Below are 20385 nucleotides of genomic sequence, written 5' to 3' on the forward strand. Positions count from 1 at the left end.
TCGACCAATGGGACCTCTAGAGATGAAAACCTATTCCGCAAACGGCTCCAACACGACAATCCGCGAACGGCTCGGCCTTCGCCCGATCATCAATGTCTCTGGCACGATGACGGCGCTTGGCGCCTCGATTATCGTCCCGGAAGCGATCGCCGCTATGTCCGAGATCGCCTCGCAGTGGGTGGAGATGGACGACCTGCAGCGCGCCGCAAGCACGGTCGTCGCGCGCCTCACCGGCGGCGAGGCCGGCTTCATCACCGCTTGCTGCGCCAGCGGCATCACCATGGCCATTGCCGGCACAATGACCGGCATCAACCTTCTGGCGATCGAGCGGCTGCCGGACGACACCGAGGGCCTCAAGTCGGAGGTCATCGTCCAACTCGGCCACATCGTCAATTACGGCGCGCCGATCGACCAGTCGATCCGGCTGGCGGGGGCAAAGGCCGTACCGGCCGGTACGGTCAGCGTGACGCAGGACTACCATGTGCGCGAGGCGATCCGCGACCGCACTGCGGTAGGTCTCTATGTCGTTGCGCATCACACGGTGCAATACGGCATGCTCTCGCTCGAGGAATTCTGCGAGATCTGCCACGCCAAGAGCGTCCCGGTGATCGTCGACGCCGCCTCCGAATACGATTTGCGCGGCTTTCTCGCCCGCGGCGCCGACATCGTCGTCTACAGCGGACACAAATTTCTCTCAGGACCGACAAGCGGCATCGTCACCGGGCGCAAGGATCTGGTGCGGGCCGCCTATCTGCAGGGCCGTGGCGTTGCACGGGCGATGAAGGTCGGCAAGGAAAGCATCGCCGGCACCATGGCCGCACTGGAGGCCTGGGAGCGGCGCGATCATGCCGGCATCCGCAAGGGGGAAAAAGCGGCGCTCGATCTGTGGAAGGACGCATTGCAGGGCCTGCCCGGCATCGCCGCGCATCTCATTCCCGATCCGACCGGCAATCCGCTCGACCGCCTGCAGGTGTTTGTTACGCCTGAAAGCAGGTTCACCGCCGCCGGCCTTGCGTCGGCGCTGGCGGCTGGTTCGCCTCCCATCATCGTGCGCAACCACGAAGTCGAGCGCGGTCACTTCTTCCTCGACCCGTGCAATCTTCATCCTGGCGAGGCGGAGATCGTCGCCGAGCGCCTGCGTGCCGTGCTGAGCGCGGCCGGGCGTCCAGCGGATGCGATGAAGTCGGCCCGCAAGGATAGCGCGAGCACCCTGCGCTGGCCGGATTAGGTAGAAATGGTGCCTCGCGCCCGAATGCACCGCGTCCTTGCCGTCGATCCCGAATTCCGCTAATGCGCGCCTTTGCCGCCGGGAGCAGAAGCTTGGACGACCACCGCGCCGACGTCGCCATCATCATGGGCAGCCAGTCCGACTGGGCGACGATGCGCCACGCCGCCGAAACGCTGGAGGCGCTGGGCATCCCGCACAAGCGGCTAATCGTCTCGGCTCATCGCACCCCCGACCGGCTCTATGACTTCGCCAAGGGCGCCAAAGCCGCCGGTTTTCGGGTGATCATCGCCGGCGCCGGCGGTGCGGCGCACCTGCCCGGCATGACGGCGGCGATGACGCCGCTCCCGGTTTTTGGCGTGCCGGTGGAATCGAAGGCGCTTTCCGGACAGGACTCGCTGCTCTCCATCGTGCAGATGCCGGCCGGCATTCCGGTCGGCACGCTGGCCATCGGCAAGGCGGGCGCCATCAATGCCGCCCTTCTGGCTGCGGCCGTGCTGGCGCTGACCGACGAAAAGCTCGCCGCCCGGCTCGATGGCTGGCGCGCCGCCCAGACCGCCAGGGTCGCCGCCGAGCCTACGGACACGCCATGAGCCTGCCTGCCGGATCGACCATCGGCATCATCGGCGGCGGCCAGCTCGGCCGCATGCTGGCCATGGCCGCGGCGCGCCTCGGCTACCGCACGGTCGTGCTGGAGCCCCAGCCGGATTGTCCGGCGGCACAGGTCGCCAACCGGCAGATCACTGCCGCTTATGACGACACGGCCGCGCTCGCCGAACTGGCTGCAGTCAGCGCCGTCGTCACCTACGAGTTCGAGAACGTTCCGGTCATGGCCGCCAGCGCGCTTGCCGTTTCGGTCCCGGTCTATCCGCCGGCGCGCGCGCTGGAAGTGGCGCAGGACCGGGTGGCGGAGAAGAAATTCCTCAACGGCATCGGCATTCCCACCGCGGATTTCTGCCCCGTCGACAATGACGACGAATTGACGGCGGCGCTGAAAAAGTTCGACGGCAGCGGCATACTGAAGACGCGGCGGATGGGCTATGACGGCAAGGGCCAGCGCGTGTTCCGCAACATGGAAACCGGGGGCTTTGCCGGCACCCGCGAGGCAATGGGCAACGTGCCGCTGATCCTCGAATCCTTCGTCGCCTTCGAACGCGAGATTTCGGTGATCGCGGCGCGCGGCATGGACGGTTCGCTCGCTGCCTACGATCCGGCAGAAAACGTCCACCGCGACGGCATCCTGCACAGCTCGACCCTGCCTGCCGGGATAGGGTCCGAAACCGCCGCTGCAGCGCAGGCGGCGGCGGCAAAGATACTTGCCGCGCTCGACTATGTCGGCGTCATCGGAATCGAGTTCTTTGTCCTTGCCGACGGCGCGCTGCTGGCCAATGAGATCGCGCCGCGCGTTCACAATTCAGGCCACTGGACGGAAGCCGCCTGCCTCGTCTCGCAGTTCGAGCAGCACATTCGCGCCGTCGCCGGCCTGCCGCTGGGAAATCCCGGCCGCCATTTTGACTGCGTCATGGAAAACCTGATCGGCGACGACGTCCAGCGCGTTCCGGCCCTGCTCGCCGAGCCTGATCTGATGCTGCATGTCTATGGCAAGGCCGAGGCGCGTGCCGGCCGCAAGATGGGCCATTTTACGCGAATGAGCCGCCACCGTTGAGGCTATTGGACGGCGCCGCTCTAAAGCGCGTCGGGCGAGCAGGAACTCAAAATCCGCCGCACCAGCTTCATCTATGAAGCACGCTTGCGGTTGACACGGGCAAGGCTCCTCGTTTATGAGCCACGCACAGTTGAGAGGCGCGCTTTCCGAGCGCGCCTTAATAATTCGGCCCAAGCGGGCCCAGACCGACGGGCAAGACCATGAAGATCAAGAATTCGCTCAAGGCGCTCAAGGCGCGTCACCGCGACAACCAGCTGGTTCGCCGCAAGGGCCGCGTGTACATCATCAACAAGACCGCTCCGCGCTACAAGGCGCGCCAGGGCTGAGTCTTTTTGCGTGGCGCCTGCCTCCGCGCCTGCATGATGTACCGCATCGACCCAAAAATCGGAATCGTTTCTCGGAAAGTACGATGCGAGGAATCCAAAAATGTTAGAGCGTGCTTTACGCGTCCAGAAGGACGCGTGGCGCTCTAATACCGGCCTGCCGGCCCTCTCACGCTAAATTCAGTTTGACGATCCGCTGTCCGGGGTTAGATTCCCGGCCATGCGGATTCTTTTTGCATTCTTCGCGGCGCTTTTTCTTTTCGGTTCCGCCTCGCTTCCGGCCCAAGCGGACGATGCGGTCGCCCCTCCGGTTGCCACGACCAGGGAGGCAAGGCTCGACCAGCTGTTTGTCGACCTGAAGCGCGAGCGCAATGAAAAAGCCGCCGAGCGCATCGCAGCGCGCATCTCGCACGAGTGGTCGCAATCCGGCAGCGCCTCGATCGACCTGATGATGCAATGGTCGCAAAAAGCGGCCGAAGACAAGAAGTTCGACGTGGCGCTCGACTTCCTCGACCAGGTGGTGACCTTGCAACCGGCCTATGCCGAAGGCTGGAACCGGCGCGCCACCGTACATTTCATGATGAATAACTTTGGGAAATCGATGGCGGACATCGACCGCACGCTGCAGCTCGAGCCGCGCCATTTTGGCGCACTGTCCGGCCTGGCGCAGATCATGGCGGTAACCGGCCACAAGCAGTCGGCGCTGGAAGCCTGGCAGCGCGTGCTCAGCATCTACCCGATGATGCGCAGCGCCCAGGATCAGGTCGGCACGCTTTCCGAAGAACTTGCCGGCGAAGGGATCTGAATTGCCGGTTGGCGGACAATTCCACTTGAGCGAAAGTTTTTTTAGTTAGACTGTGAACTAATTTCGCTCCGGTCCGTACATCTCCGCATGAACCTGATCTACGCCGCGCTCGCCCTCCTCATGGCGCTTGTGTTCACCCTTGCAGGTGTCACCCGCGCCGGGTCATGGCTGATCGAGCGCCGCAATCCACCGGTCGGCGACTTCGCGGATATAAACGGTGCCCGCATCCACTACGTTCACGTTCCGGCGCGGGAAAACGCCGAACTGCCGCCGATCGTCTTTATCCACGGCGCCAGCGCCAATCTCAGGGATCAGATGCTGCCGTTGAGGCCGTTGCTGGAAGGCCGTGCCGAGATGTTGTTTTTCGACCGCCCGGGTGCAGGCTGGTCGGCGCGCGGCCCCGGCAACAACGAGACCCCATCGGCACAGGCCAGCACCATCGCAGCGCTGATGGACCATCTCGGCATCAGGAAAGCTATCATCGCCGGCCATTCCTTCGGCGGCTCGGTGACCACCGCCTTCGGCAACGAGCATCCCGACAAGACGCTCGGCCTGGTGTTCATGGCGCCTGCCACCCATCCCTGGCCGGGCGGCGCGACCGCCTGGTACTACAATTTGACGACCATTCCGATCGTCGGCCGGCTTTTTTCCGAAACGCTGACCTACCCGTCGGGAACGCTGCAGATGAATACCGCCACCGCCTGCGTCTTTGCCCCCAACAAGGTGCCGGACTCCTATGTCGCTGAGGTCGCGATCCCGCTGGTGCTTCGGCCGAACGCCTTTCGTGCCAACGCCACCGATGTCGCCGGGCTTTATCGCTACACGCTAGATGCCGCACCGCACTACCACGATATCAAGGCTCCGACTGTGGTCATCTCGGGCGACCGCGACAAGGTGGTCTATGCAGCGATCCATTCGGTCGGCCTTGTCCGCGATATCGCCGGGGCCGAACTGGTCTGGGTCCGCAATCTCGGCCACAAGCCGGACTGGATAGCACCCGATCTCGTTGTCGGCGCGATCGAAAAGGTCGCCGGCAGGGACGTGGACCTTCAGGCAATGGCGAAGGCCGTGGAAGTCAGGATCGCCAACGACACCTACGGCGCCGGCAAATGCGCCGACATCAAAGCGCCGGAAGCCGAACTCGCGCCAATTTAGAGCAACCTCGCTGAAATCATTCCAAGCGACGGCCAAGCCGAGCGGCCTAGCTTCGGGCCTGCACGTCCGATCCGACATAGGCGATGCGCAGCATGTTGGTGGAGCCGGGCGTCCTCAACGGCACGCCGGCCGTGATGATGACCCGGTCGCCGGGCTTGCCGAACCCTTCATCCAAAGCGATGCGGCAGGCGCGGTCGACCATGTCGTCGAGGTCGATGGCATCGGGCGAAACCACGCAATGCGTGCCCCATAAGAGCGACAGCCGCCGCGCCGTGTTGACGATCGGCGACAGAGCGACGATCGGCACCTGGGGCCGCTCGCGCGCGGCGCGCAGGCCGGTCGTGCCCGACGCCGTATAGCTGATGATCGCCGACAGTTTCAGCGTCTCGGCGATTTCGCGGGCGGCAAGCGAGATGGCGTCGGCGCCGGTCGCTTCCGGCTCCGAGCGCTGCGCGTTGATGATGCCGGCATAGGTCGGGTCGGTTTCGACCTTGCTGGCGATGCGGTTCATCATCGCCACTGCCTCGACCGGGTAGGCGCCGGCCGCGGATTCGGCCGAGAGCATGACGGCGTCGGCGCCTTCGAACACGGCGATCGAGACGTCAGACACCTCGGCGCGGGTCGGCACGGGCGCGGTGATCATCGATTCCAGCATCTGCGTGGCGATCACCACCGGCTTGCCGGCGCGGCGCGCGGCGCGGGTGATCTGCTTCTGGATGCCGGGCACGGCTTCGAGCGGCATTTCGACGCCAAGATCGCCGCGGGCAACCATCAGTGCGTCCGAAAGTTCGATGATCTCGGCCAGCCTGGCGACTGCCTGGGGCTTTTCGATCTTGGCCATGATCAGCGCCCGGCCGCGCGCGATCTTGCGCGCTTCCGCCAGATCCTCGGGCCGCTGCACGAACGACAGCGCCACCCAGTCGACGCCGGTGGCCAGCACAGCATCGAGATCGCTGCGGTCCTTTTCGGTCAGCGCGCCGACCGGCAGGTCGGTGTCGGGCAGGCTGACGCCCTTTTTGTCGGAGATGCTGGTGCCGGCGACGACGGTGCAGACGATCGCCTTGCCGTCGCTCTTCACCGCCTTCAGCTCGAGCTTGCCGTCGTCGATCAAAAGGCGGTCACCGGCCTCGACCGATCTCAGGATTTCCGGATGGGGCAGATAGACCCTGGTCGAGTTGCCCGGCTCGGGACTGTCGTCGAGCGTGAAGGTCTGGCCGGGTGTCAGCGTCGCCTTGCCGTTGGCAAACTTGCCGACCCGAAGCTTGGGTCCCTGCAGGTCGGCGAGAATGCCGATCGGCCGGCCGACCGCTTTCTCGACGGTGCGGATGCGACCGACAAGTGTGCGCATCAATTCATGATCGGTGTGGCTCATATTAATGCGAAACACATCGGCGCCGGCTTCGAAGAGCTTCTTCAGCATGTCCTCGGAGGAGGAGGCCGGACCGATAGTGGCGAGTATCTTGACCTTGCGGCTGCGTCTCATTGACTGTTCGTTCCCGGGGCGGCTGGAACGCCCCCCGTTGCGGGGTCATCGGTCAGCTGGACCATCCAGCTTGCCTGCTCGCCCGTGTCATATTCCTGGAATCCTGCGCGCTGGAAGCCCCGGGCGACACAATCGCTAACGCCGGCGATCTTGAACTCTTTTTCGGCCACGCACATGTTGATCGGACCATCCCAGCGCCCGCCGCGCTCGGCGTCTTCTGCATAAAGATAGTAAAATCTTGATGACAGCGGGCCGTCAATCAGCGTCTTGCAGCTCGATCCCTCGATGTGCCACCAGCCTTCGGTGATCCAGCCGGCCTTGGCGCGATAGCCGATGCCGACGCCGACCAGGTTCTGCGTGGCGTTGCAGACACGGAAATCGGCGCGCGCCGGCGAGGCAGCAACCATCGCGGCGAGGCCCACAGCAAAGGTCAGGAGCGGCATGGCGAAGCCATAGCGCAGGCGCGGCCTGCCGGCGGAACCCATCCTGAAACCTCTCAAGAACCACATTTGCATCTCTCAACGCCCCTTTTCGGAAAAGTCGGGGCGCATGTCAACGCGCCCTTTTGCTCAATTCCAATCGATTTAGAAAAGCCTCTAGCGCACGCTCTGTCGCCTTCCGCCAGATTTCCGCAGAAACCGTGGCCAAACGACGGCATTGCGTAATCGTCCCCTTCGTGGAATGACGATACCATCCTCCCCGGAAGCCAGCGAACAGACCATTTCCCGCCGATGACCCGATCCACAGTTTTCGCGCCTTTCGACATCGTCGAGGGCGACCGCAAGCGAGGCATCGTGCTCCTGGCCGATCACGCCCGTCGCGACCTGCCGGAAGAGTATGGCAGCCTCGGCCTGCCGGCGGCGGAATTCGACCGCCATATCGCCTATGACATCGGTGTCGAGACGGTGACGCGCGAACTGGCCGCTTTGCTCGGCGTGCCGGCGGTACTCGCCAATTTTTCGCGGCTTCTGATCGATCCCAATCGCGGTGAGGATGATCCGACGCTGATCCGCCAACTCTATGACGGCACCGTCATTTCGGGAAACTATCCACTCGCTCTGAAAGAACGTGAAAGGCGGCTCGACCGCTTCTATCGGCCCTACCACGATGCCGTCGGCGCCATGATCGCCTCGGTGGCGCAGGCCTGCGCAAGCGCCCCTTTTATCTTGTCGGTACATTCCTTCACCCCGTTCATGCAGGGGTTCGTGCGCCCTTGGCATGTTGGTATCTTGTGGGATCGCGACGACCGGGTGGCGCGACCGCTGATCGACATGCTCGCCGAGGCCAAAAGCCTTATCGTCGGCGACAACGAGCCCTACGACGGCGCGCTGCGTGGCGACACCATGTTCAGGCATGCCATCGTCAACGGCTTTGCCCATGCGCTGATCGAAATCCGTCAGGACCTGATCGCCGCTCGGCAGGATGCGGTCGCCTGGGCCGAACGGCTGGCCCCGATCGTTGACGCGATCAACCGCCGTCCCGATATACATCAGGTCAGACGATTCGGCTCGCGCACCGGGCCGCTCTAAGGAGGCCTAAGGAGGCCAAGATCACATGACCGAACTCAGCGACGAGCAAAAACGCGATTTCGAAGCCGCCGCCTTCCGCCGGCTGGTCGCGCATCTGCGCGAACGCACGGACGTGCAGAACATTGACCTGATGAACCTAGCCGGCTTCTGCCGCAATTGCCTCTCCAACTGGTATCGCGACGCCGCGGAGGCCGAGGGTGTCGATCTCAGCAAGGACCAGTCGCGCGAGATCATCTACGGCATGCCCTATGCCGAATGGCAGGCGCTCAACCAGACCGAGGCCTCCGATGCCAAGAAGGCGGAGTTCGAGGCAAGACGCCCCAGGGATCACTGAGTCTCCCCCCAGGAGAGGCGCGAACGGACGGCCCTATTTCGCTTTTTGGCCCAAGCACTTTCAAGAACGAGCGCTTGACTGAGGATTGAATCGATCTAATTTGCCGCGCGAAGTTATTTTCGCATCGGATTCTACACGATGGACACGCTAAACCGCATGCAGGCCGCCATTCGTGGACGATGGGCCGTGGCGGCGATCTTCCTGGCCAATGGCTTTCTGACCGGCGCCTGGGCGCCGCAGATCCCGGTGGTCCTGACCCGGCTGGATATCAGCAAGTTCACGCTTGGCCTGCTGATCCTGCTGTTCGGCGCCGGCGCGGTCACAGCGATGACCTGGTGCGGCCACCTGATCTCCAGGCATGGGTCGCGCACCGTGCTGCGCTGGTTCGGTCTCATCGGAAGCTTCGGCCTGCTGGTTGTGGCGCTGGCTCCAAACGTGCCGCTGGCGGCCATCGCCATGTTCATCTTTGGCGGTTCGATCGGCGGCATGGATGTCGCCATGAACGCCAATGCGGTCACGGTGGAGCGGCGCTTGTCCCGGGCCATCATGTCGTCCTCGCACGGCTTCTGGAGTCTTGGCGGTTTCGCCGGCGGCGCTCTCGGTGGCCTCGCCATACAAAATTACGGTCATCTCGCCCATGCGACGGTGGTGACGGCGCTCGCTTTCGCCGTGATTGCAGTGGCAGTGCGCTACCTGATTGCCGAGGACAAGCCGCCCCAAACGTCCTCGGGGGTCATCGGGCATCGCAAATTCGCGCTGCATGGAAAGCCGCTCGTGTATCTGGTCGGGCTAATGGCGCTGATGACGATGATCTCCGAGGGTGCGGTGCTCGACTGGGCCGCGCTTTACCTGCAACAGGAACTCGGCACCGACCTCGCTGTAGCTGGTTTGGCCTATGCCGCCTTTTCCGCCGTCATGGCCGTCATGCGCTTCTTTGGCGACGGCGTCCGCAACCGTTTCGGCGCCGTGACGACGCTGCGCGTCTCGGCGCTTGTCGCCGCCGCCGGCATGCTGGTGGCGGGGCTGGCGCCCTCGCCCTGGCTCGCCATCTCAGCTTTTGCGCTTTGCGGCTTCGGCATCGCCAATATGGTGCCGATCCTGTTTTCGGCCGGCGGCAACCAGGAAGGCATGTCGTCCGGCACCGGCATGAGTGTCGTCACCACAATGGGCTATTCCGGCATCCTGGTGGCGCCGTCGGCAATCGGATTCATCGCCGAGCACTCGAGCTTCGGTCCGATCTTCGTCGCCTTGTCGGGACTGCTGGTCGTCGTATTCTTGATGGCCGGGCTCGCTCACCGCGCCGAATTCGCTCCTGACGCGGCCCCGGCCGAATAGCGCTTCAACTCCTCGTAGAGGAAATCCGCGGCACGGCGAATGCGCACGCTGGTGCGCACGTCGCGGTGCATGACCAGCCATACCGGCAGTGTCGGCAGCGCCAGGCCTGGCAGCACTGTCGCCACCAGCGGATCGCGATCGGCCAGCGGCTCCTGGCCAAAGCCGATCCCGTTTCCCGCCCGCACCGCCTCCCACAGCACGATTTGGTTGTCGGTCCTGAAGCGGAAGGCATTGCGGGTGAGCGGGACACCGAATTGGGCAAAGCCGCGAATGATCTCATCGCTGCGGTCGAAGCCGATCAGATCGTGGCCGGCAAGATCGCCGGGTTCGCGCGGACGGCCACGGCGGTCGAGATAGGATTTTGCCGCGCAGGCGCGGAGCGGAATGTCTGCCACTTTACGCGCCACCAGCTCGTTCTGTGCCGGCTTGACCATGCGGATAGCGATGTCGGCATCGCGGCGCAAAAGATTCTCAACCTGGTTCGACGCGACGATCTCGACCTCGATGCCGGGCTCCTCGGCGCCCAGCCGAGCCGTCATCTCTGGCAGGACATAGGCCGCCACCACCTCGCTGGCGGCAATGCGCACCGTGCCCTCGATCGCCTCCACCGATCCCAGCGCCAACAGCGAAAAGGCGCTCGCCTGCTCGCTCACCGCCCGGCCGCGTTCATAGAGCGTGCTGCCGGCTTCCGTCAGGGCGTAGCCGCGCCGCCCGCGCCGGAACAGGGTGACACCTAGCGCCTGCTCCAACTCCGCGATATGGCGGCCGAGCGTCGGCTGGCTTGCAGCCAGCTTGCGCGCGGCAGCGGACAGGCTACCGGTTTCCGCCACGGTGACGAAACTCTTGATCAGGTTCCAGTCGATTTCCATTCAAAAATGAATATCACAACGCCAACTTCAGTCAATTTCCATTCGTTTGCGGGTGGACCATGTTGTGACCGCAACGCAAACACGGAGACGAAAAATGACCAAGATCGCAATTCTGGGCGCCAATGGCCGGCTCGGCCGCGTGGTGGCCAAGGCCTTCATCGACGCTGGCTATGATGTCCGCGCCATCACCCGCAGCGGCAAAATACCGGCAGAACTCACCGGCGCCACCGCCGTCGCCGGCGACGGGCTCGATCGCGAAGCGCTTCTCCGCGTCACCGAAGGCGCCGACATTATCTTCAACGGTCTCAACCCGATCTACACCGACTGGGGCAAGTGCCTGCCGATGGCCGAGAACGTCATGGCCGCGTGCCGGGCGAACCACGCATTGCACCTCGCTCCAGGCAGCGTTTACAATTACGGCTCGCCGATGCCGGCGGTCATCACCGAAGACACGCCATTCCACCCGACGACGGAAAAGGGCCGCATCCGCGTCGCCATGGAAGACCTCTTTCGCCGCGAGGCCGAAGCGGGTCGAGTGCGCACCATTCTGCTGCGGGCCGGCGATTTTTTCGGCGGCACCGGCACCGGATCGTGGTTCGATCTGGTCGTCGCCGCCAAGATGGAGAAGGGCGTCTATACCGCCGCCGGGCCGGCCGATCTCGTGCATGAATGGGCCTATCTGCCTGATATGGCCAAGGCCTTCGTTGGACTGACCGAGAATCTCGACAAGCTCGGCGCCTACGAGGCGCTTAACTTTCCCGGCCACGCCGTCACCGATCTGGAGATCAGGGCCGCCGCGGAGCAGGCGCTCGGGCGGACGTTGAAACTCACGACGATGCCGTGGTGGGTGCTGCGCGCCGGCAGTCCGTTCGTGGCAATGTGGCGCGAGCTCGTCTCGATGTCCTATCTCCGCTTCGAGCCACACCAACTGGTCTCGGCAAGGCTGGCAGGCATCATCGGCACGGTCCCGCAAACGCCGCTGGATAGGGCGGTGGCAGAGGCTCTCGATGATATCGGTGTCACCACGATTGATGACGTTTCGAAAGCTGCCTGAAACGGAAACCGGCTACTCCCCAACAAGGTCCGAACCGAAGGCCAGGAAGGAAAAAATCAAATGCTACAGCGCTGCGCCCGCAACAGGCGCGCAGCGCTGTACTTTGTTGCACCAATCTACGGTCAAATCCTGCCCATCAGCAGCAACACCAGCAGCACGATCAGGATGACGCCAACGATGCCGGAGGGACCATAACCCCAGGAACGCGAATGAGGCCATGTCGGCACCGCGCCGATCAGAATGAGGATCAGAATGATGATGAGAATGGTGCTGAGCGTCATGAGAAACTCCCCGCTTTGAGGTGTCGCATGACAAGACAATGCAAAAGGCCGCTGGGTTGTTCCCGGCGGCCTTTTCTACCCTGGGGCTGAAATGGGTCTGAAGCGAGCGACCTATTCGGCGGCCTTCGGGAAGGCGATTTCCGGCTCGTCGAGCAAGCCCGGTTTTGCGGATGTCTCCACAGTCGCACCGACTGTCTTGCCGCGCCGGAGCACCCGACGGAAGAATGCATAGAAGCGGCTGTCCTTGCTACGCGTGAACACCATCAGCATCGACGGTGTCACCACCAGCGTCAGCAAGGTGGCGAAGGACAGGCCGAAGACGATCGCCGACGACAGTGAAATCCACCATTGCGTCGACGGCGCGTTGATTGTCGTCTCGTGATGGAAGATTTCGAGACCGAGGCCGAAAGCGATCGGCAGCACGCCGAGGATTGCCGACACCGCCGTCAGCACGACCGGGCGGGCGCGTTCGCGGCAGGTCTGCAGCACCGCGTCCATCTTGTCCCAGCCTTCTTCGCGCAGCCGGTCATAGGTGTCGATCAGCACGATGTTGTTGTTCACCACCACGCCGGCCAGCGCGATGACGCCGATACCCGACATGACGATGCCGAACGCCTCTCCGGTCAACAGCAATCCCAGGAACACGCCGACCGTCGCCATGACCACGCAGGACAGCACCAGCCAGACGCTGGTGAACTTGTTGAACTGCATCAGAAGCACCAGGAAGATCAGGAAGATCGCCGCGCCGAAGGCCTTGCTAAGGAAGGCACTGGCCTCGGCGCTGTCCTCGTTCGAGCCGGCAAGCTTCCAGCGTATGCCGCTGCCGAGATCCATGTCGGCGACAGCCTGGGTGACCTGCTGCTGGACAGAAGCGACTTGTTCGCCGGCGGCGACATTGGCCTGGACGACCACGGTGCGCGCGCCGTCGATGCGGTTGAGGATGCCGACGGTCGGCTCGGGCTTGCGCACGACGAAATTCGAGATCGGCACCGACCCTTGCGACGTCTGCACCCTGAGGTCGTCGAGCGTCGACAGCGTGCGCCGGTCCTCGGGCAGGCGCAGCCTGATGTCGACGGCGTCATCCGCCCCGGCCGGCCGGTATTCACTGAGCTTCAGCCCGTTCGTCACCAGTTGCACCACCGTTCCGACCGAGGTCGGGCTGATGCCGTATTGCGCCGCCTTGGCGCGATCGACGTCGAGCGCCCAGTCGACGCCGGGCGGCGGCAGGCCGTCGGAGATGTCGATGACGCCGGGCACCTTGGCAATGCGCGCGGCGACGGCGCGCGCCTTGTCGTCGAGGCCTTCCGGGTCGACGGCCGAAAGCCTGATCTGGATCGGCTTGCCGGTGGGCGGGCCGGCCTCGGGCACGCGAACCTCGACGTCGACGCCGGGAATGCCGGCCATGACGCCGCGCAATTCGTCCAGGATCGCGTTCGCCGATTTGCGCTCGCGCCAGTCGACGAACTCGTATTGGATCACGCCGACCACGTCTTCCGGAATATCCTGGCCGCCACCTTGCGTCTTGCCGACCCGGGTATAGACCGATTTCACGCCTGGCCAGCCGAGAAGCCGGTTTTCCGCGGTCGTTGTGGCGGCATCCATTTCGGCGAGCGAAAGGTTGCCGCGGGCGTGCACATAGAGCAGGCCGTAGTCAGGCTCGACATTCGGGAAGAACTCGACGCCGGCGCCGTATTTCGAATAGGCAAAGCCGACACCGAACAAAAGCCCGACGGTGAGCAGAAGCACGGTGAGGGGAAAGCGAACCGCCTGCTTGACCACCGCCATATACCAGCCGTCGCGGTTGTCATTCTCGTGATGCGGCGGCGCCTTGGCGAACAAGGCGCCCAGCGCCGGTGCAAAAACCAGTGCATAAAGCATCGAAGCCGAGAGCGTGACGATCAGCGTGATCGGCATGTATTTCATGAAGTCGCCGATGATGCCCGGCCAGAACAGCAGCGGCGAAAAGGCGGCGATGCGCGTCATCGTCGCGGCGATAACCGGACCGGCCATGCGCTTGGCGGCAAGCGCGAAGGCCTCTGCCTTGGGCATGCCTTCGCTCATCCGCCGCTCGGCGAATTCGGTGACGATGATGGCGTCGTCGACGAGCATGCCGACCGCCAGGATGAGGCTGAACAGCACGATCATGTTGATCGTGTAGCCCATCATCGCCAACAGCAGGATGCCGATCAGGAAGGAGGATGGAATGGCGAGACCAATCAGCAGCGAGGCGCGGCCCGACAGCGCGTAGAGAATGACGATGAACACCAGGATCACGGCGATCATGACGTGGTTTTGCAGATCGCCGAGCAACTGGTTGACGAAGACCGATTTGTCCTGCGTGTAGGTGACGTGCATGCCTTCCGGCATGGTCTTTATGAAGGCATCGGACACCGCCCTCACCTGGGCGATCGTGTCGATCAGGTTGGAGCCGATGCGCTTCTTCACCTCGATGGCGATCGCCGGCTTGCCGTCAAGACGGGTCACCGTCTCGGCGTCCTTGAAGGTGGAGCGGACGGTGGCGATATCCTTGGCCTGCACCACGGCATTGGGGCCGGCGACGATCGGAAGCGCCGCCACGTCCTGCGGCGTTTCGATCAGCGACGGCACCTTGACCGCGTATTTGCCCTCGGACCCTTCGATGTTGCCGGCGGCGACAAGACTGTTGGAATCGCCGACCGCACCGATCAGCTGCTCGAGCTGCAGCCCATAGGAAGACAGCTTCATCGGATCGATGACGACTTCGACGAGATCGTCGCGGGCGCCCTGCAGTGAACCCTCCAGCACGCCAGGCACTTCCTCAATGCGGTCGCGCAACTCGCGCGCCGCCGTCGTCAGGACGCGCTCGGGCACCTCGCCCGACAGCGTCACGACAAGGACGGGGAACTCGGAGACGTTGACTTCGGAGACTACAGGCTCCTCGGCTGCCTGCGGCAGGTCGGCCTTGCCATCCTGGACCTTGCTGCGCGTGTCCTGCAACGCCGTCGCCAGATCCGTCTGCGGGTGGAATTCGACCAGCACATAACCGCCACCCTGGAAGGCGGCCGAACGCATCTCCTTGAGACCTTTGAGGCTTTTCAGCTTGGCTTCCATCGGCCGCAGCAGAAGGCGTTCCGAATCCTCGGGCGAGATGCCCTGATAGATCAGGCTGACATACATCATCGGAATCGGAACGTCGGGTTCGGCTTCCTTCGGTGTCGACTGATAGGCGACCGCACCCGCAAGGATGAGGAACACCAGCACCGAAATGGTCAGCCTGGCATTGCTGATTGCGAGTTTGACGATATCCATGATTACTGCGTCCCGGCCGTCGCTTCGCCCAGCAGCTTCTGGATGGTCGCCTGGTCGGCCTCGACCGGCTTGACCACTTCGCCTTCCTTGACCAGTTCCTGGCCGGCGACGATGATGCGCGCATCGGCAGGGATGCCGCCGAGCACCAGGCCGGATGGCGTATCGTCGACCAGATCGATCGGGAAGAACACGACCTTGTCATCCTTGTCGACGGCGCGGATGCCGAGATCGCCCTTGTCGCCCAGCGTCACCACGGAGCGCGGCAGCATGACTGCGTCGGTCGGCTGCGCGCTCAGCGCGATCTCGGCGGTCATCCCGGCCGGAATAGTGCCCTCGGGGTTGGGGATTGCGATCTCGACGCGGAAGGTGCGGGTAGCGGACGAGGCGTCGCGGCTGATATAGCGCACGGTGCCCTCGACATTCTGGCCGCTGACCAACCGTACCTTCGCCTTGTCGCCGATCTTCAGATAGCCGAGATCGCGTTCGCTGACCTCGCCGCGGGCAATCACCGGATCGAGGCTCAGAATGGTCGCCACCTCGCCGCCCTGCATCACGGAACTGCCGAGTTCCACCGGCACCCGGTCGATGACGCCGTCGAACGGCGCCTTCACCTCGTTGCGGTCGAGCTCGGCCTGCGCGGCTTCCAGGTGCGACTGGGCTAGCGTCAGGTTGGAGCGAGCCGTATCGAGCTGCAGCTTGGGCAGATTGCCGGTTTTCATCAGCCGCAATGCTGCATCGAGTTCGGCCTGACGCTGGACCAGAAGCTGCTTGGCGTTGCTGACAGCCGAAAGCTTTTCCTCGGCGGCAAGCATCAGCACAAGGTCGCCGGTCTTGACCCGCTGTCCCTGCTTGACCGGCAGCTTGTCGATGACGCCGGCGACGCGCGTCGCCAGGACCGCGCGTTTGTCGGCTTCGGTCAAACCGGAAATCCGGATGGCGCGCGCATAGGTACGCCTGGGCGGAGTTATGGTCGCGACGGTGCGCAAGGTCGCCTTGGGCTGTTCTGCCGCACTGGGCTTGGCCTTGCCGGCGTCAACCGCCTTTGGCTGCTCGACCTCCCCCGCCTTGGGTTTGTCGGCGGCCGCGCTGCCGACGGATGAGAACTCGCCAGTCGCCATCCACGCAGCGAAACCGACAAGCACAACAATGGCTGCAAGCTTGTGAAACCTGTACTTCGGCATCGTCATTTTTCCAGTGCGCGGGATTCGGCCAGGCCGCGTCTTCTAACTCGGGCGTGTCGCCGATATGGGTGCGCGCAAGGCCGTGTTCAACTTGCCGTGATCGGCGAACGAGCTTCTACATCAAAGTTGCACCGCAATATAGTCAGAAATGTTGATGGGTAATACTTCGCTGGGCAGGGTGCGGCCGCCGCCATGAGGCGCGCCGGACCAGCGCAGCCGTTCGTCTGCGATAGGCAATCGGCGCAGCGCGGATACGAAAACACCGTGTCCCACTCGGGCAGGCACTTGGTTGCATTGACCGTCATCGGTGCCGTTGCCTCGCCTTGTGCCGTCACGAAAGGCACGGCCGCAAACAGGATGGCAGCAGCTGTCAGCATGGTGGGAAATATTTCATGCAAAGGTCAGCTCCTTCGATAAGGGCAGTGTCCGGATGCGCTTGCCGGTCAGTGCGAAGATGGCGTTGGCGAGTGCCGGTGCCGCCGGCGGCGTGCCGACTTCGCCGACGCCGCCCATCTTGTGAAAATTCTCCAAGATGGCGACTTCGAACGCCGGACACTGGGAGATGCGCATGGCGTCGTAGTCATGAAAATTCGACTGCTCGACCATGCCGTCGACGAAAGTGATCTCCTGACCCATCGCTGCCGACAGGCCGTAGATGGCGGCGGAGATGAGTTGCGCCTCGATGATATCGGGATCGAGCGCGGTGCCGACATCGGCGGCGATCCACACCTTCTCAATGCGGATCCCGGCCGGCGTTTCGGCGACCTGGACGATCTCGCCGACCCAACTGCCGAAGGACAGCGTGAACGCGATGCCCTTGGCCTTGCCGGCGGGCAGCGCCTCGCCCCATTTCGCCATTTCGGCGACCTTCTCGACCACCTTCACCGCTGCCGGATAGGCAGCCATCAGCTTTTTGCGCAGTTCGATCGGGTCGGTTTTCCCGGCGACTGCGATCTCGTCCAGAAATCCTTCATGGAAGAAACCGTTGATCGAACTGCCGACCGATCGCCAGGAGCCGACGGGGATCGAGACGGGTGCGGCGACGCCGGTCACCCGGTAGTTCGGGATCGTGTAGGGCTGGTTATGGGCTCCGTCGACGATGGACTTGTCGGGGCCGAGCGGCGATATCGAAGGAAACAGCCGGCGCAAGGTGCTGGCTATCATCGATGGCGAGGCGATCGTCATGTCGATGGCGATAGGCATGCCGTCGTTGCCAAGCCGCGCCTGGAATTTGCCGACGGAAGCCGGCCGATAGGCGTCGTGGCGCATGTCTTCCTCGCGCGTCCAGATCACCTTGACCGGCCGGCCTGCCGTTTCTTTCGCCATCAGCGCAGCACAGAGCGCATAATCCACCTCGACACGTCGGCCGAAGCCGCCGCCCAGGAAGGTGGTGTGGACGCTGACCTTGTCCTGCTCGATGCCGACAGCATTGGCGCAAAGCTGCCGCACCAAGGTCGGCGCCTGGTTGCCGCACCAGATGTCGAGGACGCCGTCCTTCAACCGCGCCGTGGCGTTCATCGGCTCCATCGTCGCATGTGCCAGGTAAGGCACGGCATAGTCGGCCTCGACGATCTTTTCGCGCGGCGCGTCGGCGAAGGCGGTATCGACATCGCCATCGTCACGCATCACCGACCCTTTTGTGCCGAGCGCCTGCTTCAGCACCTCTGAAATGCCGGCGCTATCCAGCGGATATTCGGGATCGGCCCATTCGGTGTCGATCGCCTCCGCAGCCTTGAACGCCGCCCAGGTGTTTTCGGCGATGATGCCGAAGCCGTGGCCGTAATTCGTGTCGATCTGCACGATCTTGATCACGCCAGGCATTTTCTCGGCGTTGGAGAAATCGGCCTTGATCGGCTTGGCCCAGAAACGCGGGCTCATCTTGACCGTGCCGTACAGCATGTCAGGCAACGTCACGTCGATGCCGAAGATCGGAGCCCCGGTGACCTTGGCCGGCATGTCGATGCGTTTTTGCGGTTTGCCGAGCAGTTTCCAGTCGGCTTTGTCTTTGAGCCTGATTTCCGCGGGCGGCGCCATCGTAGCAGCGGTCGCAGCGACCGCGCCATAGGTCAGCGACTTGCCCGACGCCTTGTGCAGGATCGAGCCATTGGCCGTTTCCAGATCGGCAGCAGCTATACCGAGCTTTTGCGCGGCCGCTGCAATAAGCATCTGCCGCGCGGCGGCGCCGGCCTGCCGCATCTTGTCGAAACCGTCGCGCGTCGAGGCCGAGCCGCCGGTGCCTTGGAGAGCGAGGAATTTTCCGACCACGCCCATGCCGGCGCGCACTATTTCCGCGGTCATGCTTTCGTCGAAGAAGGCGAACGGACCGCCCTCTTCCAGGATCGCTGAGTTGTAATAGGCGTAGGAGGCCGGGCCGTGGTCGACCTTGACCTGACCGAGCCCGACATCGAGCTCTTCGGCAACCATGGCGGCAAGCGTCGTCGAGATGCCTTGGCCCATCTCGGCGCGCGGCGCGATGATGGTGATGGTGTTGTCGGCGCCGATCTTCACATAGGGGTTGAAGGTCGCTTCATCAGCGGCGAGATCGCCTTCCAGTGGATTCGGATAGGGTTTGCGGTAGTAATAATAGCCGACGGCGACACCGCCCGCGATGGCAGCCGCGCCGATGAGAAACGTGCGCCGGGCGATCTTTGCGACACTGGCCATGGTCAGATCCCCGCCGTTTTGAGGACGACCGCTCGTTTGATCGCCGCGCGGATCTTCGGATAGGTGCCGCAGCGGCATAGATTGCCGCCCATTGCATTGTCGACGTCGGCATCGGTCGGGTCGGCAACCTGGTCGAGCAGCGCCACCGCGCTCATGATCTGGCCGGCCTGGCAGTAGCCGCATTGGGCGACCTGCTCTTCCAGCCATGCCTGCTGTACCGGATGCAGTCTGCCTTCGGTGCCGATGCCTTCGATCGTGGTGACCGCGCCGGTGACCTCACCGACCGGCAGCGAACAGGAGCGCACAGGCTGGCCGTCGACATGCACCGTGCAGGCACCGCAGGCGGCGATGCCGCAGCCGAACTTCGGCCCGGTCTTGCCCATGAGATCGCGCAGCGCCCACAGCAGCGGCATTTCGGGATCGGCATTGACGTCGAATGCCTGCCCGTCGACGGTGAGGCGCATGGGGATACCCTTTGTTGTCGTCCACAGCCCGAGGCAAAAGGCCGGTCGGCCATTTCGTCCTCATACATCTTGACAAATTACGTCATTTTGTCAACAGAGCTTTTACAGGATAAAGTCGCGCCATGATCGAGATCGAGGACATCGCCACCGACCCCAAGCGCGCCCGCATACTGGACAGCGCGATGAAGGTGTTTCTGGCCTATGGTTTCGCCCGCACCACCATGGACGACATTGCGCGTGCCGCCGACATGTCGCGGCCGGCGCTTTATCTCCAGTTCAAGAACAAGACCGATATTTATCGCGCCATTGCGTTGATGCTGCTCTCCCGCTCGCTCGAGCAGGCGAAAACGGCACTCGCCGGCGAAGAACCATTTGCCGAGCGCACGATGCGGGCCATCGACGAAGCGCTGATCTCGATGACGCGCACCGTCCACGCCTCGCCGCATGGCGCCGAACTCCTTGACATGAAGTCGAGTCTCGCCGACCTGATTGGCTGCTGGCGCAGCCGGTTTGCCGAGCTTGTCGCCGCAGCGATCCAGAGCGAGGCCGGACGCAATGGCGTCGATCTCACCGCCAAGGGCTTGGCGGCAAAATTGCTGGCCGACATGCTGCTCGACGGGCTGGAAGGCATGAAGATGCGCATCAGCGATCCGGACGAGCAGAGGCGGGCTGCGGCCGCGCTGATCAGGGTGATCGATCTAGCCTTGCAAAAAAGCTGACAAACAAAAC

General features: G+C 63.6%; 20 protein-coding genes. 11 read left to right on the forward strand and 9 right to left on the reverse strand.

The annotated features are described in order from the left end of the window. Positions 1-22: 22 nt before the first annotated feature. The 6 genes from NMG80_RS18935 (at position 23) to NMG80_RS18960 (ending at position 5174) form a co-directional block, all read left to right on the forward strand. Positions 23-1228: an aminotransferase class V-fold PLP-dependent enzyme gene (locus NMG80_RS18935; protein WP_254019498.1), complete on the forward strand. Its 1206-nt coding sequence runs from the start codon at positions 23-25 to the stop codon at positions 1226-1228. A gap of 92 nt (positions 1229-1320) precedes the next feature. Beyond that, positions 1321-1818 (forward strand): 5-(carboxyamino)imidazole ribonucleotide mutase, encoded by a 498-nt coding sequence (gene purE / locus NMG80_RS18940; RefSeq protein ID WP_254019499.1) that lies wholly within the window; start codon positions 1321-1323, stop codon positions 1816-1818. Beyond that, positions 1815-2891 (forward strand): 5-(carboxyamino)imidazole ribonucleotide synthase, encoded by a 1077-nt coding sequence (locus NMG80_RS18945; protein WP_254019500.1) that lies wholly within the window; start codon positions 1815-1817, stop codon positions 2889-2891. The genes purE and NMG80_RS18945 overlap by 4 nt, the downstream gene beginning before the upstream one ends. 200 nt (positions 2892-3091) lie before the next feature. Then, the gene (gene ykgO, locus NMG80_RS18950; RefSeq protein ID WP_006327841.1) at positions 3092-3217 is read left to right on the forward strand and encodes a type B 50S ribosomal protein L36; all 126 of its coding nucleotides are present in this window, start codon (positions 3092-3094) and stop codon (positions 3215-3217) included. 217 nt (positions 3218-3434) lie between these two features. After that, a complete protein-coding gene (locus NMG80_RS18955; RefSeq protein ID WP_254019501.1) occupies positions 3435-4019 on the forward strand; it encodes a tetratricopeptide repeat protein in 585 nt (194 codons plus the stop codon). A gap of 87 nt (positions 4020-4106) precedes the next feature. Next, positions 4107-5174, forward strand: coding sequence for an alpha/beta fold hydrolase (locus tag NMG80_RS18960; RefSeq protein WP_254019502.1), 1068 nt, complete (start codon positions 4107-4109; stop codon positions 5172-5174). Positions 5175-5220: 46 nt separating this feature from the next. On the opposite strand, the gene pyk is transcribed toward NMG80_RS18960, so the two are convergent. Further along, positions 5221-6657 carry a pyruvate kinase gene (pyk, locus tag NMG80_RS18965; RefSeq protein WP_254019503.1) on the reverse strand — a complete coding sequence of 479 codons (1437 nt, stop codon included), beginning with the start codon at positions 6655-6657 and terminating at the stop codon, positions 5221-5223. Continuing rightward, positions 6654-7142: a DUF1036 domain-containing protein gene (locus NMG80_RS18970; RefSeq protein ID WP_436798636.1), complete on the reverse strand. Its 489-nt coding sequence runs from the start codon at positions 7140-7142 to the stop codon at positions 6654-6656. The genes pyk and NMG80_RS18970 overlap by 4 nt, the downstream gene beginning before the upstream one ends. A 246-nt stretch (positions 7143-7388) precedes the next feature. Here NMG80_RS18970 and NMG80_RS18975 point away from each other — a divergent pair, with 246 nt between their 5' ends. The 3 genes from NMG80_RS18975 to NMG80_RS18985 all read left to right on the forward strand — a co-directional run bounded on the left by NMG80_RS18975 (position 7389) and on the right by NMG80_RS18985 (position 9855). Then, positions 7389-8186, forward strand: a complete 798-nt coding sequence (locus NMG80_RS18975) for an N-formylglutamate amidohydrolase (RefSeq protein WP_254019504.1) — start codon at positions 7389-7391, stop codon at positions 8184-8186. 25 nt (positions 8187-8211) lie between these two features. Then, a complete protein-coding gene (locus tag NMG80_RS18980) occupies positions 8212-8520 on the forward strand; it encodes a DUF1244 domain-containing protein (protein WP_192360898.1) in 309 nt (102 codons plus the stop codon). A 138-nt stretch (positions 8521-8658) separates the two neighbouring features. After that, the gene (locus tag NMG80_RS18985; RefSeq protein WP_254019505.1) at positions 8659-9855 is read left to right on the forward strand and encodes an MFS transporter; all 1197 of its coding nucleotides are present in this window, start codon (positions 8659-8661) and stop codon (positions 9853-9855) included. On the opposite strand, the gene NMG80_RS18990 is transcribed toward NMG80_RS18985, so the two are convergent. Then, positions 9813-10724 (reverse strand): LysR family transcriptional regulator, encoded by a 912-nt coding sequence (locus tag NMG80_RS18990; RefSeq protein WP_254019506.1) that lies wholly within the window; start codon positions 10722-10724, stop codon positions 9813-9815. The two genes, NMG80_RS18985 and NMG80_RS18990, sit on opposite strands and share 43 nt — an antisense overlap. A 94-nt stretch (positions 10725-10818) precedes the next feature. Between NMG80_RS18990 and NMG80_RS18995 the strand changes: the two genes are divergently transcribed. Continuing rightward, positions 10819-11778, forward strand: a complete 960-nt coding sequence (locus tag NMG80_RS18995) for an NAD-dependent epimerase/dehydratase family protein (protein WP_254019507.1) — start codon at positions 10819-10821, stop codon at positions 11776-11778. Between the two features lie 122 nt (positions 11779-11900). On the opposite strand, the gene NMG80_RS19000 is transcribed toward NMG80_RS18995, so the two are convergent. From NMG80_RS19000 to NMG80_RS19025, 6 genes are all read right to left on the reverse strand, one after another. After that, entirely contained in the window at positions 11901-12059 is a 159-nt protein-coding gene (locus tag NMG80_RS19000; RefSeq protein WP_077375416.1) for a DUF3309 family protein, read from the reverse strand. Between the two features lie 111 nt (positions 12060-12170). Next, positions 12171-15347, reverse strand: a complete 3177-nt coding sequence (locus NMG80_RS19005) for an efflux RND transporter permease subunit (RefSeq protein ID WP_254019508.1) — start codon at positions 15345-15347, stop codon at positions 12171-12173. A gap of 2 nt (positions 15348-15349) precedes the next feature. Beyond that, the gene (locus tag NMG80_RS19010) at positions 15350-16528 is read right to left on the reverse strand and encodes an efflux RND transporter periplasmic adaptor subunit (RefSeq protein ID WP_254019509.1); all 1179 of its coding nucleotides are present in this window, start codon (positions 16526-16528) and stop codon (positions 15350-15352) included. A gap of 86 nt (positions 16529-16614) precedes the next feature. Beyond that, the gene (locus NMG80_RS19015; protein WP_254019510.1) at positions 16615-16926 is read right to left on the reverse strand and encodes a hypothetical protein; all 312 of its coding nucleotides are present in this window, start codon (positions 16924-16926) and stop codon (positions 16615-16617) included. Beyond that, on the reverse strand, positions 16919-19192 hold the full coding sequence (locus tag NMG80_RS19020) for a xanthine dehydrogenase family protein molybdopterin-binding subunit (protein ID WP_254019511.1): 2274 nt from the start codon (positions 19190-19192) through the stop codon (positions 16919-16921). Before NMG80_RS19020 ends, NMG80_RS19015 begins: the two co-directional genes overlap by 8 nt. Positions 19193-19194: 2 nt before the next feature. Continuing rightward, the gene (locus NMG80_RS19025) at positions 19195-19656 is read right to left on the reverse strand and encodes a (2Fe-2S)-binding protein (protein ID WP_254019512.1); all 462 of its coding nucleotides are present in this window, start codon (positions 19654-19656) and stop codon (positions 19195-19197) included. Positions 19657-19778: 122 nt separating this feature from the next. Between NMG80_RS19025 and NMG80_RS19030 the strand changes: the two genes are divergently transcribed. Then, complete coding sequence (locus NMG80_RS19030) at positions 19779-20375, forward strand: TetR/AcrR family transcriptional regulator (RefSeq protein ID WP_254019513.1); 597 nt, start codon at positions 19779-19781, stop codon at positions 20373-20375. Positions 20376-20385: the final 10 nt, after the last annotated feature.

Origin of the sequence: Mesorhizobium escarrei (assembly GCF_935825525.1) — a bacterium.
GTDB lineage: Bacteria > Pseudomonadota > Alphaproteobacteria > Rhizobiales > Rhizobiaceae > Mesorhizobium > Mesorhizobium escarrei.